Below are 18658 nucleotides of genomic sequence, written 5' to 3'. Positions count from 1 at the left end.
ACTGCGGTCAGCCCGGCTCTGACTGCGGGGGTAGTCCATCTCCGTGTCGTCGATACGCAAGCTAGCTACGACGACCTCCGCGAGCAGCTCAACGAGACGGTTGCCTCTACCTAGCGCCGGCTTCCGGTCTCACCACCCCGAGCTGACGGCCCAGCTGCGAGCGCGCGTCGAAGCGTGTGCTCCGACGGTCCGTCTCCACGAGATCGATGACTAACCGTGGGGATTTCGGGAGTTCGCCGTGATCGATCCGAGCGGTAACGCCATCCATATCGACCCCACCGCCCCCGCGCCGAGGCCAGACGTCGAACATCGTCCGGTGAGGTCTCGTTGTCCGCGGGGCGCGGCCGCGGTTGTGGGTCAGGGGGAGTCGAGGTCTGGCGGTCGCGAGTTCAGGCGTGACCACGGGGACGCCAACGTCCAAACCCTCCTTCGGTGTTGGTCGTCTGTCCGGTGAGCCACACGGCGTCGTCGGCAATAAGCTAGGCGATCAACCGGGCCGGGTACTCCGGACGTCCATAGCGGCCGAAGGGAACTGTTGTCACCGCTCGGGCGCGCGCTAGCCGTGGGCACGATCAAGTGGTCCTATAAGAAGCCGAGGTGTTCGATCGGGGCGTGAGATCTGGCGGTCCGTACCGAGTTCGACGGGGCCCTGAGAGCGTCCTGCAGCAAAACCCCACGGGAAGCGGACGCTCGGCTTGCGCATCCGCAACGAGCCAGATCGCCACACACTCCTTATAGCCGATCCGCACACGGCCTCGCCGAAACACGAGCGCTCGGCTTTCGAATGGTGGGAAATTTAATGGCTCACTGGGCGGCGTACGAAGGTGACATTTACCAGTTAGTTTCGGAGGGTGGCAGCCGATTGGGGAATCCGCAGCGTCCGCCCCTCGTCCCGCATGCTGATCAAGATGTCGAACGCCTCCCGGTCCGTGATGTCGCCGTCTGCCACTGCCATGCTCATGAGGTCGATCGTCTCGTAGGTGGTGATGCCTTGGAACCGAGCGTAACGCAACGCTTCGCGATCGTCCGAGACCCACCACGACCCGTTGAAGGTCTGCCATTCCCTGATCACGAAACAAGTCTCGGCCTCGCCGAGGTGCTTGAGTGGCTCGATGTCCGTCCCGCCGAAGACGGCGCGACGGATCTGATTGACCGTGCGGACGTCGGCCTCGGCGGTGATCTCGATGGGCTCGTCCAGCCATCCCTCGGCGCCGAGGCCGGAGAGGGGCGGCAGGAATCGGGCCGACTGCGATGCTTCGTACGCCACGGCTGCCGTCCACCGTCCCCGACCGTTCAGAACACCCCGGAGCAGGTCGAGCCGGTTCACAGCGGCGAAATTGCACAGGACCGTGTTGTCCGGGAAGAGGAACGTGCTCACGAGACGTAGAACGCCCCGTTCTCCCGGTCGAGCGCCCTGCTGAGGTTGTCGACGTCGACACCAAGCAGGTTCGCGTAGGGGCGCAGCGTCGTCGCACCTGTGTCGTGCGCGGTGTAGGCGTCGCGGGCGAGTAGACCTGGCGGCCGTGGCCTGCTCGCCTCGGTGACGCGCTGAGCGAACTCCGGCCCACGGCCTGCCATCGAAGCGGCCATGCGACCGGTGAGGGTCCGGAATCGATCACAGGTTCCTGCATCGATTAGCCGTAGAGCCTTCAATCTGTACGCGAGGGTCGACGGCGTGACGATCAAGTCGCACGCCATAGTCGCGAAGCCCGACTCGGTCAGACCCGCCGTGCCCACGGCCGCGCGGAGCGCCGCCTCCGGCATGAGGAACGAGGCGGCGAAAGAGTTGGCCCGCAACTCGCTGGGCATCTTGGCCTGAGTCCTGTCGAAGATGTCCTCATCGAGGTGAAAGCCCTGGTCATCGCCGGCGAGTAGATGGCCAAGCTCGTGTGCCAGGGTGAAACGTTGCCGGGCGGGTACCTGCGAGGCGGCGAGCACGATCAGCTTCACCTGGTCCGACGAGATGGCCAGGCCGTCGAATCCGCCTCCGAGGTCACGGATGGCGACATCGGCGCCGAACACGGTTTCCACGAGATGGGGGAAGTCCCCAGGCTCCAGCTGCCCGTCGAAGCGATCTACCTGCATCAACGCAGCTTCAGCGAGCCGGGCACCCTGGTCGGCCCATCCGCCTGATCCGAGGTCTACCACGGGTGGCCGCCAGGCTTGGGGAAAGCCAAGATCCGCCAGGTCTGAGCGCATCGTGCTGAGTCGCCGGGCTTCGTGTAGCGCGGTACTTGCACTGCCCCCCGTGGTTCGGGCCGCGAGGGCAAGGGGCGGCTCGTCGCCGGTGATCAGCCAATCGACGGTGACCTTGCTGAGGTCCGCGATCCGAGCCAGGTCGAGTGACGAGAAGCGTCGGCTGCCGCCGAGAGCCTTCGACAGCTTCGAGTCGTCGAGCCCGACCTGCTGTCCGAACTCGTGTTGGGTCAGCCCGGACGCCCTAATGAGGTCGCGCACGCGGTCCGAGGTGCTGGGCATATATAGACGCTAGCAAGCACTTGCGAAAATCGCAACGAAGCGGCACAGTGTCGCCATCTGTGCTGTGGATCTGTGACGCACGGATAGCCAAGGGTGTGAGTATGCGATGGGGGACCGATGACGACTGGGCTTGAGCATGCTTCCGGAGTCGAGTTGATGCCCCTTGCTCCAGAGCCGGGCCAGATCGTCAACGTGCGTGGCTCAACCTGGGCAGTGGCCGATGTTCGCAGGCAGGGGCTTCCACGCAGTCCTGCCGACGAGGGCTCCCCGGGCCTGACACACGTCGTGAGCTTGCAGTCGCTAGAGGAGGACCGTCTCGGCGAAGAGCTAGCGGTTGTCTGGGAGCTGGAGGTGGGCCACACCGTCGCCCCTGACCAGGGACTTCCGGACACCGTCACCGCCGACGGTTACGACGACCCCAACACCCTCGCCGCCTACGTCGACGCGGTGCGCTGGGGTGCGGTCACCTCCGCCGACGCTGATTCCTATCAGGCCCCGTTCCGTAGCGGCGCCAATGTCGAGGCCTACCAGCTCGAACCCTTGCGCCGGGCGCTGCAGTCCTCGCGCACCAACCTGCTACTGGCCGACGATGTAGGCCTGGGCAAGACGGTCGAGGCCGGCCTGGTCATCCAGGAGCTGCTGCTGCGTCACCGCGCTCGCTCGGTCGTGATCGTCTGCCCGCCGAGCCTGCGCCTGAAATGGCAGGCCGAGATGCGTGACAAGTTCGGACTCGACTTCGTCATCGTTGACAGCGAACTGCTTGCCGAGACCCGCCGCAGCCACGGCCTCGCCGCCAACCCGTTCCGGCTGCACCCGCGGGTGATCGTCAGCATGGCGTGGCTGCCGTCACTGCGGGCCCAGCGCCTGCTGCGCAGCGTGTACGCCGACGTACACGACACGAGCCTGGCGCGCCGCTTCGCTTTCGACGTCCTCGTGGTCGACGAGGCCCACCACGTCGCCCCGGCGAGCCCGAGTACGGCGAGCGGCCACCGCGGCTACGCCGTTGACAGCGCCCGCACGGTCGCCACCCGGGCGCTCGCCGAGCGTTGCGAGCACCGCCTGTTCCTGTCCGCCACTCCGCACAACGGATACTCCGAGTCCTTCACCGCGCTGCTGGAGATGATCGACGGTCGGCGGTTCAGCCGGGGCGCGATGCTCGACGAGACGGCCCTGCGCGATGTAGCTGTGCGTCGGCTGAAGGCCGAGCTGACGGGGAAGGGCTTCCGACCGCGCCGAATCGCCGCGCTGGACTTCACCCCGAGCGACGACGAGCAGGCGCGCTTCGCCACGCTCGATCGAATCCTGACCGAAAGCGCCCGCGCGAACGGCAAGGGCCGCTCGGGCGACATGGTCTCCCTGCTGCTCAAGAAGCGGTTCCTGTCGAGCCCGTGGTCCTTCGCCCGCACCCTGGAGCTCTACGAGACCGCCGCCGCGGCCGGCGCCCTGCCGGACCTCGAGGATGAGGAGTACTACCAGGAGGTGCTCGGTAGCCAGCAGTCCGACGAAGAGGAAGGCGACATCCAGCATCCCGAGTTCACCGCCCTGCGGCAGCACAAGGCGTCCGACCCGCTGGGGTCCGCCTCTGCGCAGGAGGTCAGTGCCCTCGTCTCCTGGGGGCGCAGCTATGAGCACCGTCCCGACTCCCGGCTCACCCGGCTGATCACCTACCTCGATGCCGTGTGCCGGCCGGACGGAAAGACGTGGACCAACGAACGCGTCGTCGTGTTCACCGAGTACGCCGCCACGCTCGACTGGATCACGCGGGTTCTTAGCCAGCACGGCTACCGCGATGTCCTCGGTGTCATCCAGGGGTCCACCTCCTCCGACGAGCGCGAGGACATCCGGGCTGCGTTCACCTCGCCCGTCACCGAACCCCCCGGGCGGAGCGCCGTGCGGGTTCTGTTGGCCACCGACTCCGCGGGGGAGGGCATCGACCTCCAAGACCATTGCCACCGGCTGATCAACTTCGACGTGCCGTTCAACCCGTCGCGGCTCGAGCAGCGGATCGGCCGCATCGACCGCTACGGGCAGCAGGAGGTGCCGGAGATCTACCACTTTGCGCCGGACTCCACGTCGTCCACCTACGCCGCGGACATGGACTTCATGCGCCGCATCGCGGAGAAGGTCGGCACCGTCGCGAACGATCTCGGCTCGGTCAACCAGATCATCGACGCCGACGTGCAGGAGCACTTCGCCGGCCGACCTCGGAAGAAGGGCCGGGTCGCCCCGGAGAGCGGGGACGCGATCATCACGCGGGCGCTCGCCGGCGGTATGGAGCTGAACCGCCGCCTCACCGAGCTGTCGCAGACCTATGCGGAGCGCAAGGTCGAGATGCACCTGACGCCGGGCAATGCGCGTCGTGTGGTGGACGCCGCGCTGGCCCTCACCGCACAGCCGCCGCTGGTGGAGGTCGGTGACGAGGACACCGATGCGCAGGTGTTCGCCGTCCCGGCGCTGGGGCCCGCGTGGCAGCCCGCGCTTGACGGCCTGGCCACCCGTCTAGAACCGGACGTCCTGCGTTCGATCACGTTCGACGAGCAGGCAACGGTGAAGCGGACAGACCTGGTGCACGTCCACCTGGGGCACGCCCTGATGCGGCGTTCAACACGGCTGCTGCGCAGCGCGCTGTTCGGCGTCGAGTCGCCGGTGCACCGCGTCACGGCGGTGGTAGTGGAGGGCCTGCCGGAATCGTGTGTCGCCGCCGTGTCGCGGCTGGTGCTGGTCGGGCGGGGCGGGCTGCGGCTGCACGAGGAGGTGTTCCTCACCGGCATCCGGGTGCGCGGGCAGGCGATGGCCGAGGCCAAGGTAGAGGCGGTCCTTGACGCCGCCCTGGACGCCGAACACCTCACGCTCGCCGACGACAACGTGCGGGGCGCGCTGGCACAGGAGTGGAACGCAGACGGGTCGCGGCTGCGCACCCGGCTGCTCGCGGCGATGAGTCAGAAGGCCGGCAAGCGGCAGGCTACGGTGGCCGAGGCCCTCGACACGCGCCGCGCCGCCGACGTCGCCCGGGCGCGGGAGATCTTCGGGGCATTTCGCACCAACCTGCACGACTCGCGCACAAAGCTGGCGGGGGAGATCCGCACCCAGGAGGACATGCTGTTCACCGACGACCAGCAGAAGCAGCGCCGCCGTGACCTGGAGGCGATGCGCGACCGGTTGGAAAGCCTCGACGAAGAGGAGCAGCGCGAGGTAGCCGCCATCACCGACCGGTATGCTGACGTCAAGCCACACGTATCGGCGGCGGCCGTGGTTTTCGCGCTGACCCCGCAGGACGCCCAGGCGGGGACGGTGGCCCGATGAGGCGGCCCCGTCCAAGACGGCCCACTCCGACGGCGGGGGACCTGCACCGGCAATGGCTGGAGCTCGTCGACACCGACGGACCGTTCCTCGCCGTTCCGGCACTGACCCGGGTGTACGGCGCCGGGATCCCACAACCCGCGGATGACGCCCTTGCCGCGCTGAAGGACGCCAAGCCAGAGTTCGAGAAGGCGTGGGAGGACTGGGACCGCAAGCGAGAGGGCCCCCTGGAGCGCTACCGGGCCGCTCGCGACGCCTGGGTGCAGATCGTGCTCCGCGACGTCCTGGGCTGGGCCTCAGCCTACGGCCCGTCGACGACTTCCACGGTGCGCTCGCCCGACCACGTGGTCGAGGTGGCTGCCACCGGCACGTTCGCCCACGGCGAGGTGACCGGTGCGCTGGTGCTCGTCGTCGACCCCGTCGACTCACTGCGCGACCCGCTAACCGACGGCTGGGCCACCAGCCCGATCGACCGCATGGAAGAGCTACTGCGGGGCGCGTCGGTATCGATCGGCGTGGTCACCGACGGGCGGTGGTGGGCGATTGTCAGCGCCCGGCCGGAGACGATGGTGGCCTCCGGGATCGTCGACGCGCAGACCTGGGTGGAGGAGCCAGCGACGCGCAATGCGTTCATCGAACTGCTCTCGCGCCGACGGTTGGTCGCAGGCCAGGTCGGGGACCGGCTGCCCGAAATGTTCAAGGACTCGGTCGCCGCCGCGGAGGAGATCACCGAGGCGCTCGGTGTGCAGGTCCGTCGCGCGGTGGAGCTCCTGGTGCAGGCCCTGTCGGAGGCCGCGCTGGACGCGCGCGACCGCGGCGAGCCGGACCCGCTGCCCGCAAATCGCTCGCAGGTATACGAGGCGGCGGTCACGGTGCTGATGCGGGTGGTGTTCCTGCTGTTCGCCGAGGAGCGCGGCCTGCTCCCGCAGGGCCGGCTGTTTGCCGCGGGCTATGGCATCAGCGCCGAGCTCGACGCCCTCGACGGCCGCACCCTCCGGGAGGGCAGCGAGGCGCTGGACGCCACGCACCTAACTTGGCACCGGTTGCTGGCCACTTCGCTGGCCCTCTACCGCGGGGCGTCGTTCGAGGACCTGCGGCTGCCGTCCTACGGCGGGTCTCTGTTCGATCCCGACCGGTTCGCGTTCTTGACCACCCGCAGTGAGCGCGGCCCGCTGGCGGTCACGGTCAGCGACCGGGTCATGTTGGAGGTGCTGCGAGCGGTGCAGGTGGCCCAGCTCAAGGGCCAGCCCGCGCGGCGGATCTCTTTCCGCGACATCGATGTTGAGCAGATCGGCTACATCTACGAAGGTCTGCTCGGCTACTCGTGCGTGGCCGTCGACGAGGTGACCGTCGGACTGATCGGCAAGCCCGGCGAGGAGCCTGAAATGACGCTCGCTGAGCTGGAGAACTTCGCCGAGACGCACTGCGACCCGGCGAAGCGCGCCGACGCGATCCTGGCCGCAGTCAAAGTGAGCCAGCCCGCGGCGTCACCAGTGTCGAAGTCGGCGCTGACCAAGGCGATCCGCACGAACGACGAAATCGAGGACGCCGACCGGGCCTTGCGTGCGGTGACCACGGCACCCGGCCTGCGCGAGCGGCTGCGGCCCTTCGTCGGGATCATCCGCCGCGACCTGCGCAAGCGCCCCTTGGTCGTGCAGCCCCACGGGCTCGTGGTGGTGGAGACGCCGTCCCGCGCCACCGCCGGCGCGCACTACACGCCGCGCTCGCTGGCGGAGGAGGTCGTGAAGTATGCGCTGCAGCCGCTGGTGTTCGACCCGGGCCCGCACCAGAAGCCCGATTCGGCCGACTGGACACCGCTGTCCTCGGACCGCCTGCTCGACCTCAAGATCGCCGACATCGCCTGCGGCTCCGGCGCGTTCCTGGTGGCAGCCGCCCGCTACCTTGCCGCACGGCTGGTCGAGGCCTACCACCGCGAGGGGGTGGCCACCGGCTCGGCACACGAACTGCACACCCAGGCAATCCGCAAGGTCGTGGCAAACTGCCTCTACGGCGCTGATATCAACGGCATGGCCGTGGAGATGTGCAAACTCTCCCTCTGGCTGGTGTCGCTGGATCCGAAGCTGCCGTTCTCCTTCGTCGACGATAAGGTGCTGCACGGCAATTCCTTACTCGGCCTCACCGACGAGCAGCAGCTGAAGTACCAGCACATTCATCCCGAACCTGCCAGCGCCCAGATGATGCTGTCGAACCTGGACGTTGATGGCGTGCTGGCAAAAGCCGTGAACTTGCGCCGGCGACTCGCTACGGAGGTCGACGACGCCGACCCTCAGCGTTCGGCTGCTGCCAAGAGGCGGCAATGGGGGGAATATCAGGACCTCACCCGCACTTTGGTGGACGTCGCCGACGGAGTAGTGGCCGCCGGGCTGCGGCTCGGCGGCAAGCGAGGCAAGGCGTTGCGAGAGGCGTACAAGGGCCTGCAGATTGCGATTGGCCATGCCCACCCGGTCGACGGGTCGGATCCGAATCGAGAGATGCTCGACGGCATCCTGGAGTCTGGCCTCACCCCGACATCGAAGACGGACTACGAGCGCTGGAAGCCACTGCACTGGATTCTGGCTATTCCGGACGTGATGGAGAACGGTGGCTTCGACGCAATCGTGGGCAATCCGCCGTTTCTTGGAGGCAAGAAGGTTTCAGGTGCTGTTGGCTCCAATATTAGAAACTGGATGGTGCACGTACTTGCTAACGGCACCCCTGGAAATGCAGACCTGGCGGCGTACTTCTTCCTGCGCACCTCTGGGTTGCTGAATTGTCGTGGAAATCTAGGCCTTATCGCAACTAATACGATTGCCCAGGGTGATACTCGTGAGGTTGGTCTCGACCAGATAGTTGCTTCGGGCTTCACTATCGTGCGGACCATTCAGAGTCAGCCATGGCCGGTCGCGAGTGCCTCCCTGGAGTATGCGGCGGTATGGGCGACTCGCGGAGCGGTTGATGGGAGTGTCGAGCGGGTAGCTGACAACCTGGCCGTGGAAAGGATCTCCACTCTTTTGGAGCCAAGTGGGCGCGTCGTTGGCGCACCACACCGACTTGCCGAGAACTTGGGCGTGGCATTCGTCGGCTGTTACCTGCAAGGCATGGGTTTCGTAATTGATGAGGAGGAAGCTCTTGAGTGGATTGAGAAGGACGGAAGGAACGCCGAAGTACTCTCGCCATACTTGAACGGCGAAGACCTGAACGGAAGTCCGGAGGGACTTCCTTCGCGATGGGTAATTGATTTCAATGACCGGTCGGAAGAGGCTGCCAAGAGATTTGAATTGCCGTACGTTCGACTGAGGGATCGAGTAAAGTCTGACCGAGCGAAGAAGGCGCAGGCGGTCCGGACGGCGCCGTGGTGGCTCTTCTTTAGGTCTAGACCTGCCTTACGAAAGGCGCTCGTGGATCGCAAGTATGTTCTCGCACTTACTCGGGTCAGTAAGACTGCTATGCCGCTCCGAGTGTCGGCTCGTCAGGTCTTCAGTGACTCACTCACGGTTTTCGCCGACGACTCGTTTGCCCTCCAGGCAGTGCTATCATCCAGCTTGCATCAGGCGTGGGCAGTCAAGTACGGAACTACAATGCGTACGGATCCAACATACAATCCTAGAACTTGCTTCGAGACTTTCCCTCGTCCAACTTATACCGCACGTCTAGCTGCAATCGGTGAATCGCTCGAAGCTGAACGTAACGGGATAATGGCACGTCGAAAGTTCGGGCTGACGACGCTCTACAACCGCGTCAATGACCCAGAGATCACCGACGCGGCCGACCCCGATTCGGCGCGTCTCCGGAAGATCCATGTCGAGCTAGACGAGACCGTAATAGCTGCCTATGGCTGGGATGACCTCCCGCTGGAGCACGGCTTCCATACCTACCGCCAGATGTGCCGTTGGACCGTCAGCCCGACCGCTCGGGTGGAGGTCATGGACCGGTTGCTTGAACTGAACCATCGCCGGGCCGCGGCGCAAGGTGAGGCGCTGCCCCGGGCCGAGGCCGAGGACACTGAGGGAGTGGACGAATGACCACATCGATTCCCCAGGTGGTCCGGCGGGAGGAGCGGCCGCCGTTCCAGCTCACCCACGAGCCGGACGGGCGGTCGTGGACAGCCCGGGAGAACCTGTCTGACATCCTCGAACGTGAGTTGCTCGGCCCGGCTAATGGTCCCCGCGAATTGCTTAGTGGCTCGCCCGACTCGGCCTATCTAGTCGGGCGGATCGCTCCGGCACGGCTCACCGCCGGCCGCGACGACCCCACCACCGCCGACGACCCGGAGGCCGCCACCGACGTGGGCGACGCCGTCGACGCGGACGAGAGCCGGGGCGTGCCGGTCACCGCAGTCGACGAGAGCACCCCGTCGGCCGACGAGGATTCGGCCGAGGACCAGCCGCAGCAGCGGGGGCTGATGATCCCCGCGTCGATGGGGCTGCGCTTTCAGATCCCCACCGACCTCGAGACGTTCACCGTGCTCGCCACCTGGGGTACCTACAAGTCGGTAGCCGACGAACGCTCCGACTCACCGCGGGCGCGCAAGTACCAGCGCACACCTATGGAGTTCCCCACGACGGTGCGGGTCGCCGACCTCGTCCTCGGCACGACGAAGACCTACGTGCTGCACGACAAGGTCGTGCTGCGCGTCGACCGTTACGACGACGCTGATCGCGGCTGCCGCATGATCGAGGTGGCGCTGTGCAACGACAAGGTGACCCCGCGGAAGATTCCCGTCGACGCCTGGCTCTACCAGACCAGGCTGACCGTCGACGCCGGCGGCGCGGAGGTGTTCCTGCCGGTCACTGACCCGCTGCTCGACGCCCGTGACGAGCGCGACGACGAGCTGCGGCGGCTGCGGCTGCAGTACCGCGACCGCCTGGAGTTCGCGCTGGGCCGCACGTGCTCCGTCGACTGGGCTGTCGCCCCTGACAAGCGGCGGGCCACCTCGGTGTGGACAACCTGGCTTCCGACGTCGGAGACCCCGCAGACCACAGCCGAGGAGGTCGAGGCGGCACTGCTGGACATGGAGGACCTTGCCACAGCCGACCGCGGCGCCCTCGAAGCCGGGCTGACGCCGATCATCACCGGCTACCGGGAGTGGCTCGACGGCGAGGAACAGCGCGCCGCCGACCTGCCCGAGCACCTGCGCGACGAGGCCCACGACGCCGTCATCGAGGCACGCCAGGTCGCCCAGCAGCTCGCCGACGGACTTGACCACCTCCTGGACGCCACCGACGACGAACCGCTGCGCTGCTTCCGGTTCATGAACCGAGTGATGGCCGACCAGCGCATCCAAACCCAGATCGCCGAACTTCGCGCCAAGAACCCGACGTTGGACATCGCCGCCGCCCGCGCCGCCGTTCTCGACGACAAGGGCGCCCGCGCCCACTCGTGGCGCACCTTCCAGCTCGCGTTCATCCTCGCCCAACTCCCGTTGCTCACCGACCCGGCCGCGCCCAAGCGCTCCGGCGGCAACATGGCGCGGGCCCAGCTGCTGTTCTTCCCCACCGGCGGTGGCAAGACCGAGGCCTACCTCGGGCTCGCGGCGTACACGTTCGCGATCCGTCGCCGTCAGGGCGTCGTCGACACCCCCGACGGCACGCTCGACGGCCGCGACGGCGTCGCTGTGTTGATGCGCTACACGCTGCGGCTGCTCACCTCCCAGCAGTTCCAGCGCGCCACCGCGCTCGTCTGTGCCGCCGAGTTGACCCGGCAGAAGGACCCGGCCACCTGGGGGGAGGAGCCGTTCCGGATCGGGCTGTGGGTCGGCACGGATGTCAGCCCGAAGTGGTGGGAGGAGGCCGACAAGCAGCTCAAGAGTGTCAACGAGGGCCGCGGGCATCGGCTCACTGTGCTGCAGATCCAGCGCTGCCCGTGGTGCGGCAGCCGCATCACCGCCCGCGACATCCAGGCCGTCGCCTCGGAACGACGCGTGTACGTGCGGTGCGGCGACGACTTGGCAGGGTGCCCGTTCGCCGAGGGCGGGACGGTCCAGGAGGGTCTGCCCGTCCTCACCATCGACGAGGAGATCTACCGACTCGCGCCGGCGTTCGTCATCGCCACGGTGGACAAGTTCGCCCGGCTCGCCCGCGAGGGTGCGGCGGCCGCGCTGTTCGGGTTCGTCGACCGGCGCTGCGGGCGCCACGGTTACGTCCATCCCGACTACAGCTTCTGTGACATCAAGGACGGCAGCAAGCACCCCAAGGGCAAGGACGGGGCGCCACCCGCGGCGGTCCGGCCGGTGGGCCGGCTCCGGCCGCCGGACCTGATCATTCAGGACGAGCTGCACCTCATCACCGGTGCGCTGGGTACCACGGTGGGGCTGTTCGAGGTGGCTGTGGACATCCTCACATCGTGGCGCGACCAACAGGGACGGTCGGTCCGGCCGCTGCTGGTGGCCTCCACGGCCACCGCCCGCAACGCGCCCGACCAGGTCCGCGCCCTCTACGGACGGCACGTCACGATCTTCCCGCCGCAGGTGCTCGACGCCGGCCGCACGTTCTTCTCCAAGGACGCGCCGGTGTCGGAGGAGTTCCCCGGGCGGCGCTATGTGGGGATCAGTACGACCGGGGTGCGCCTGACGACCGCGGAGATTCGGGTCGCCGAGATCCTGATGGCGGGCGCGCAGTTGCTGCTCGACCGTTCCGGGCGCGCCGCCGACCCCTACATGACACTCGTCAGCTACTTCAGCGCGATCCGGGAGCTGGCCGGCATGGCGCGCTATCTCGGCGATGACGTGCAAACCGCGCTGGCCAAGCGCCGACCGTGGTCGCTGCTGCCGAGTCGTTCTGGTACCGATTACGGCAACCTGCACACCGCCGAGCTGACCTCACGGGTCGCGAGCGCCGACATCACCGGGACGCTCGACCACATGGCCGTCGAGTTCGACCCCACCTTCGACTCGGCGGACGGCAAGCGGCAGCTGCGCGACCTGCGCGAAGCGGGCAAGTCGGTGCCGAAGCGGGAGACCAACCCGTTCGACGCGGTGCTAGCCACGTCGATGCTGCAGGTCGGTGTCGACGTCACCCGGCTCGGGCTGATGCTCGTGGTCGGGCAGCCCAAGAACACCGCCGAGTACATCCAGGCATCCTCGCGCGTGGGCCGGGACCCGGGCCGGCCGGGTCTGGTCGTCAGCCTCGGCAACTGGGCCCGCCCGCGGGACCTCGCGCACTTCGAGCAGTTCCGGCACTACCACGAGACGTTCTACCGGCAGGTCGAGGCGCTGTCGGTGACCCCGTTCTCGGTGACGTCACTGGAACGCGGCCTCGATGGGGTCCTCGTCAGCGCGGCGCGGGTGCAGCACGCGATCGTCACCGAGGGGCTCTCGCCCGAGCAGTCGGCCGGCCGGATCGACGACGAACGCGCCGCCGTCATCAATCTGATCGACGCGCTGGTCGAGCGTGTTCGGCTGGCATCGGACGACGACAGCGCCGAACGTGCGCGCCAGCGCCTGACCAACCGCCTCGACCAATGGAGCAAGCGGCGAACGTACCTGAAGAACCTCTCCAAGGCGCTGGCCTACGAGCGGACACCGGACGAGGCCCACCAGGGCGCGCTGATGACGAGCCCGGAGATGGCGCGCGCGATGGCGACCAGCAAGGACGCGGCGCCCTTCGTGGTGGCCAACTCCATGCGCGAGGTGCAGCCGGAGATCAACCTGCTGGTCAGCCCGATCACGGAGAACCTGGTGTACGTCGCCCCGCCCGGCTCACCGACCTGGAAGATGCCGGAGGAGGACTGATGACAAGCGCCGAAGACCTGCTTGCAGGGACGAGCGTCAGCGCCGAGGGCCGGTTCCACTACGACCCGGCCTCCCCGGTCGACCCGCTCGGCGATGCCGACCAAGAGGCTGAGAAGGGCACCAAGCACAACCGCGCGAAGGTGGGGTCGGGTCGCCCGTCGTCGCTGCTTTACACCTACGGCCCCGGCGCAATCATGGATCTGCCGCAGTTCACGGTGATGCCCGCCGGCCTCGACGACTGGGACCGCATCTGGCGTCGCCGCGACGGCATTCCGCAGATTCGCGCTCCCCGGCTGCGCGACGTGGTGCGCATGTTGCTCCGCTCGCCCGACGTCCAGCTGCGGCCCTACCCATGGCAGCCGAAGAAGAACGTGCACTCCACCGAGGGCAGCGACCTGGGAGTGCCGGCCCGGGTGTTTCCGCAGTGGTTACGCTGCACCGGATGCGACATGCTCGCCGGCCTTGCCCAGTTCGACTACCGCAATACCCACCCCTTCCGCACCGATCTCGCCGGATTCGAGCACGCCAAGTGCACCGGCCGGCCAGGGCGCAACGGTCGTGGAGGGCGCAAGGCGGCCCGGCGCCCTGCCGTGCCTGCCCGCTACCTTCTGGCCTGCGTTGATGGCCACCTCGACGAGTTCCCTTACGACCAGTGGGTCCACCACGGTCAGGGCTGCGCGCAGGCGGAGTTCCCTGCGCTGCGCATGGTCGATCGCACCGTCGGCAAGGGCGCGTCTGCCGTCATCGAATGCGCATCTTGCGGGCTGCGTCGCCCGATGACCGAAGCCCAGGGCGAGGTCGGCCGCACCAAGCTGCCGGACTGCCGCGGCCGTCACCCCCATCTCGACGCGTTCGACGTCAACGGATGCAAGAACAAGACGAAGCTAATCCTGGTCGGTGCGTCCAACCTGTGGTTCCCGGCAACCCAGTCGGTGATCGTAATGCCGGAGTCGAAGGCCGAGCGAGCCGCCGACGTCGCTGACGAGATCCGCCTGGCCCTCGGCGACAAGCTCGTGAAGTATCGCGACGACCTGGACACGCTGCGGGACGTGCTGGACGGCCGGGTCGACGTCACCGAGCTTTCCGACGCGCAGCTGGCCGACGCCGTCACCGCGGCCAACCAGCCATCGACCACCCGCGAGGAGCAGGAGGAACGGATCCGGGACTGGGATCCCGTCGAGCTGCTCGTCCCCGAGTGGGACTACCTGCAGCGCGACCCCATCGGCCCGCACCAGGAGGACCCCGCGAGCGGCCTGACACTGTCGAAGATGGAACGCGGACCAGACCTGCCGGCCTCGATCACCCGCGTGTTGGCCGTGGAGCGGCTGCGCAAGGTCAACGCGCTGGTCGGCTTCACCCGCATCGACGACATGGACCGCGTCGGCGACCTGCCCCGGCGGCTTGCTCCGCTCATGCGTACTGAGCGTCCGGCATGGACTGTGGCCACTGAGGACCGCGGCGAAGGCATCTTCCTGCAGCTCGACGGCGACGCAGTAGCGGCATGGGAAAGCCGGATCCTGTCCACCGAGCTGTGGGAGGACCACCGGGACGCGCATCGCCGCAATTTCGAACGACGGTTCTCTGAAACCGCCGAGACGGTGCATCCGGACACCCGGCTCAAGCCGCCCCGCTACTGGCTGGTGCACACCCTTGCCCACGTTCTAATCCGCGAGCTGGCGATGACCTGTGGCTACTCCGCCGCGAGTCTGTCGGAGCGGCTTTACGCCTGGCCGTCTGCGCCCGGGCGGGCGCCGGCCGCGGGTCTACTGATCTGTACGACGGCGTCCGACAGCGACGGCACCCTCGGCGGGCTCGTGCAGCTCAGCACGCCGGACCGGCTAGAACGGGTCGTCTCCGCCGCGCTCTACCGGGCCGAACGCTGTTCGTCCGATCCGATCTGCGCGATGCGCACCCCCCAGGACCCGGAGGACTTCTTGCACGGCGCCGCCTGCCACTGCTGCGTGATGGCGTCGGAGACCTCGTGCGAGAGAGCCAACCGCTTCCTAGACCGCCGGTTCCTGCTCGACCTTCCGGGGAGCGATGTTGGGTTCTTCGCATCCGTCCGCTGAGGCATCCCGTGAGCTGGGCCGCCTGCTCAATGGCACCGAGGCGAAGGAGATCGCAGACCGGCTGGCCGACGGCGACACGGTCACCGCGGCGCTCAAGGCGGTGATCGTCGGAAGGCGTCCCCCCCTGCGGGACCTACTCGCCCCACGCTTCGGCGAGTTCACCCGGGAGCAGGCAGTGGCCGTCCTGCGGGCGATCGAGGGCGCCCGCTCGTCTACTACCGCGATCGACCCTCTGTGGACGATGCCCGGCCACCTCGCCCGTAGCGGGCCGCTGACCAGCTCGGTGGCACACCTCGTCGACAGCGCCCGCCAGTCCGTCACCTGCTCCACCTTCAACTTCCAGCGCAGCTCCGCGTTGTGGACCGCCCTGCGCGCGGCGGCACTCCGACCGGAGATCGCGGTCCGCGTCTATGTCGACCGAAAGGCCGCCGGCCATGCATCGGCACCAAGTACCAGGGAGGTGGCAGACCACCTACGCCCCGGGGTGGTCATGCACACCAGGGAGTTCGGCGGCGGCTACGTTCGCAACCACGCGAAGTTTCTCGCCATCGATCATCGTTTCCTGCTGGTGACCAGCGCGAACTTCTCGTGGAGCGCCGAGCACGGCAACGTCGAGCTGGGAGTGCTAGCCGACAATACGAACCTCGTGCAGGCGGTCGAGTCCGAGATGCGGCGGGCAGAGGACGCCCTGTACGAACGGGCGCTGCCTGCTACGGGTCCACGCCGATGAACGACGGTGTGGAGCCGGTGGCCCCGGTCGGACCGCAATGGATCCGGCCCGGGCTTCGCGTCGGTGAGGGCCAGGACCCCTTGGGGTACTTGTCGATGACCCAGGACCGCTACCTGCCCTGGCTGATCCCCGGCATCCTCGAGTTGTCCTCCGTCGCCCGGTACTTCGCGTTTCATGCGTTCCTGCTCGACGAGTACCGGGTCCGGGGGCTGCCGCCGAGCATGGCGGAGCTGGGGCGGTTCATCCGGGCGAGCGAGTGGGATCTGGGGCTGGCCGTGGAGCGCTGCCCACACGGGTGCCGGTACAGCCCGGTCGGGGCGCGCCGGCTCCGTGCGCTGCCCGATGACCTGGCCATTCTGCCGCGGGGTGAGTCGGTGCAGCAGGCGCTTGGTGGGTACGGCCTGTACTACCGGTCTCCGATGATCACTCTGGGTCTCGTCGCCCGCGCCGGGACCATGCTGGGCGAGGAACCGACGCCGATCGACGTATTGCGGCCCGACTCCGCCCGGGCCCGACAGGTTGTCGAGGAGTACCGCGACGCTGTGGGGGACACGGAGTACGTCCGCCGCTTCCTCGGTGGTGACGAACCGCTCCCGGCCGTAGTGGTCCAGAATTACGCCGAGCGCGCCTGCCTGTGTCGCCTGCTCGACCGCCCCACAGAGCAGGTGGCCTTGCAGGCCGCGCTCGTCACCGGCGAACCGAGCGCTGACAGCGAGGACGACACGCTGCCGCGGCGCCGCGCCTCCGTCGCGCATTTCCTGAGCCTCGTGGATGTGACCGCTGATGTCGCCGTCGATGCCAATGAGTTCCGGCATCGGCTTTGGGCCGCCGACGCCGTCCGAGGCGATGCCCACCAGGCCGTCGCGGATCGATGGGCCGCGCTGGCGGTCAAGGACATCTGGCAGGAGGCGATCGCCTCGGTCTGGGCCGACTTCTGCCGCCGTGGGCTGGAACAGGTCCGCGAGCTCGGCCGAGGACTCACCCTAGCCGAGGTGCGGCAGCTGGCCGTCGACATGCTCGACGGCCAGCCCGCCATTCCCGCGGAGCTGTCGACGGCGGATCTGGCAGCCGCGATCGAGGCCGGCACCGTCGTACTGACCGTGGACGACGAGACCCTCAACCCTGCGACGACCGAGCTCGAGGACCTGCGTGCCGCAACCGCCTGGCTCGACACCGGATCGTCGGCCATCGTCGTGCTGCTCGAGCTGGCCCGCATCCATCAGCCGCGCAAGCCCGCGGGTCGGCGAGATCAACACCTATCTCCTCGTCGACCGCGGCGTCGAGGGCGAGTCGTGAGCGCGAGCTGATGATCCAGCCAGATCTGCTGCAGCGGCAGCACCGACAGCTCCGGCAATGACGCCTCCCGGAAGACGCCCTGCCTCTTCGCGATCTCGAGGTAGCGACCGTCCCTGTCCGCGGCCGGCGTGCCACGCAGGTCCTCGTGATACTTCACCTCGATGCCAAGAAAGCTCCGCCCTCGATCCTCCGGTCGTACTCGACGAACATGTCGAACGCCGACCGGTTCGCCGTATAGGCCGGATCGCCCCGTCCCGGTGACCACTCGAAGCGGATGCCGAGGACGCTACGGACGTCGGGCTAGATCGGGCGCAACGTGGCGGTGGCGAGAGCCAGGTCGGCCGCCAGAGGAGCGAACAGGTTGAAACACAACGGTTGGCTCGGGAGCAGATCGACCCACAGCCGCGGACGCGACAGCAGCGCGCCCGTCGACGGAGCCTCCGCGACTGCCCCCTGCACCTGCTGCCGTCGCAACTTCATCTTTCGGGACTAGCGAGCGACCGGTACTCGGCAGACTGGGTCGGAGGTCCCGAGCCCGCGGCTGACCGTCTCGTCGGCCGCTCGCTGGCCGTCTGCGTTAAACACCTCGCATCGCAGCTGAGTCGGGCGGGTCAATTCCATGACCGCTGCGTCCACCTGAACGGTCAACAGGGACCCCGACGGACACGACGCGCTGGTGTCAAGAAGGCTGGCACCCTCAGGGGCGGTCTCGCTTCGCCAGAGGGCATCCTGGTGACCCTGGTATCGGGTTGCGGGGTCCACCGAGGCGTCGCACGACCAATGGACGAACAGCTGTCCGTCGCTGGCCATGTTGCTGGACGGCTCGGTCACCAAGATGCGGTACTCAGGCGGCTCGGACGAGCAGCCGGCCAGCTGAGAGGCCAGAAGCACGAGGGACGCGGCAGCGACGATGCGGTGGATGATCATGCCGAGTGCAGCGCGTAACGGCATTCGCATGTTACTCGGCGTCCACAGTCCTGATGAGAGTGCCGATGTAGGGAAACGCGAGTGCCGCAGCGTCCGATGGACCGCACAGACACGAGATGGTGGTCGGCG

General features: G+C 67.7%; 8 protein-coding genes and 1 pseudogene. 6 read left to right on the top strand and 3 right to left on the bottom strand.

Translation table 11 applies throughout. The features are described 5' to 3' along the window. Window positions 1–838 precede the first annotated feature (838 nt). Both PP1_RS31085 and PP1_RS31080 read right to left on the bottom strand, forming a co-directional pair. Entirely contained in the window at window positions 839–1378 is a 540-nt protein-coding gene (locus tag PP1_RS31085; protein WP_010243392.1) for a hypothetical protein, read from the bottom strand. Further along, window positions 1375–2478 (bottom strand): helix-turn-helix domain-containing protein, encoded by a 1104-nt coding sequence (locus tag PP1_RS31080; RefSeq protein ID WP_139324229.1) that lies wholly within the window; start codon window positions 2476–2478, stop codon window positions 1375–1377. Before PP1_RS31080 ends, PP1_RS31085 begins: the two co-directional genes overlap by 4 nt. 117 nt (window positions 2479–2595) lie before the next feature. On the opposite strand from PP1_RS31080, the gene drmD reads away from it, so the two are divergent. The 6 genes from drmD to PP1_RS31050 are packed head-to-tail and all read left to right on the top strand — an operon-like array spanning window position 2596 to window position 17613. Further along, complete coding sequence (drmD, locus tag PP1_RS31075) at window positions 2596–5781, top strand: DISARM system SNF2-like helicase DrmD (protein WP_083697425.1); 3186 nt, start codon at window positions 2596–2598, stop codon at window positions 5779–5781. Further along, a complete protein-coding gene (locus PP1_RS31070) occupies window positions 5778–9800 on the top strand; it encodes an Eco57I restriction-modification methylase domain-containing protein (RefSeq protein ID WP_029240107.1) in 4023 nt (1340 codons plus the stop codon). The genes drmD and PP1_RS31070 overlap by 4 nt, the downstream gene beginning before the upstream one ends. Continuing rightward, complete coding sequence (gene drmA, locus PP1_RS31065; protein ID WP_029240106.1) at window positions 9797–13507, top strand: DISARM system helicase DrmA; 3711 nt, start codon at window positions 9797–9799, stop codon at window positions 13505–13507. Before PP1_RS31070 ends, drmA begins: the two co-directional genes overlap by 4 nt. Further along, entirely contained in the window at window positions 13507–15576 is a 2070-nt protein-coding gene (gene drmB, locus PP1_RS31060) for a DrmB family protein (protein ID WP_010243382.1), read from the top strand. The genes drmA and drmB overlap by 1 nt, the downstream gene beginning before the upstream one ends. Beyond that, entirely contained in the window at window positions 15548–16306 is a 759-nt protein-coding gene (gene drmC, locus PP1_RS31055; protein ID WP_010243380.1) for a DISARM system phospholipase D-like protein DrmC, read from the top strand. Before drmB ends, drmC begins: the two co-directional genes overlap by 29 nt. After that, entirely contained in the window at window positions 16303–17613 is a 1311-nt protein-coding gene (locus PP1_RS31050) for a hypothetical protein (RefSeq protein WP_139324230.1), read from the top strand. The genes drmC and PP1_RS31050 overlap by 4 nt, the downstream gene beginning before the upstream one ends. Here PP1_RS31050 and PP1_RS31685 read toward each other — a convergent pair. Next, window positions 17556–18082, bottom strand: a pseudogene (locus PP1_RS31685) (PGN_0703 family putative restriction endonuclease). The gene PP1_RS31050 and the pseudogene PP1_RS31685 sit on opposite strands and share 58 nt — an antisense overlap. Window positions 18083–18658 lie beyond the last annotated feature (576 nt).

It is taken from the genome of Pseudonocardia sp. P1 (assembly GCF_000178675.2).
In the GTDB taxonomy this organism is placed as follows: domain Bacteria; phylum Actinomycetota; class Actinomycetes; order Mycobacteriales; family Pseudonocardiaceae; genus Pseudonocardia.
The sequence above is the reverse complement of the archived record's forward strand: the minus strand, read 5'-3'. Positions and strand labels throughout refer to the sequence as shown.

Coding starts and splice junctions, on each gene's coding strand:
- PP1_RS31080 (WP_139324229.1), bottom strand. CDS start 2,478: ATGCCCAGCACCTCGGACCGCGTGCGCGACCTCATTAGGGCGTCCGGG.
- drmD (WP_083697425.1), top strand. CDS start 2,596: ATGACGACTGGGCTTGAGCATGCTTCCGGAGTCGAGTTGATGCCCCTT.
- PP1_RS31070 (WP_029240107.1), top strand. CDS start 5,778: ATGAGGCGGCCCCGTCCAAGACGGCCCACTCCGACGGCGGGGGACCTG.
- drmA (WP_029240106.1), top strand. CDS start 9,797: ATGACCACATCGATTCCCCAGGTGGTCCGGCGGGAGGAGCGGCCGCCG.
- drmB (WP_010243382.1), top strand. CDS start 13,507: ATGACAAGCGCCGAAGACCTGCTTGCAGGGACGAGCGTCAGCGCCGAG.
- drmC (WP_010243380.1), top strand. CDS start 15,548: ATGTTGGGTTCTTCGCATCCGTCCGCTGAGGCATCCCGTGAGCTGGGC.
- PP1_RS31050 (WP_139324230.1), top strand. CDS start 16,303: ATGAACGACGGTGTGGAGCCGGTGGCCCCGGTCGGACCGCAATGGATC.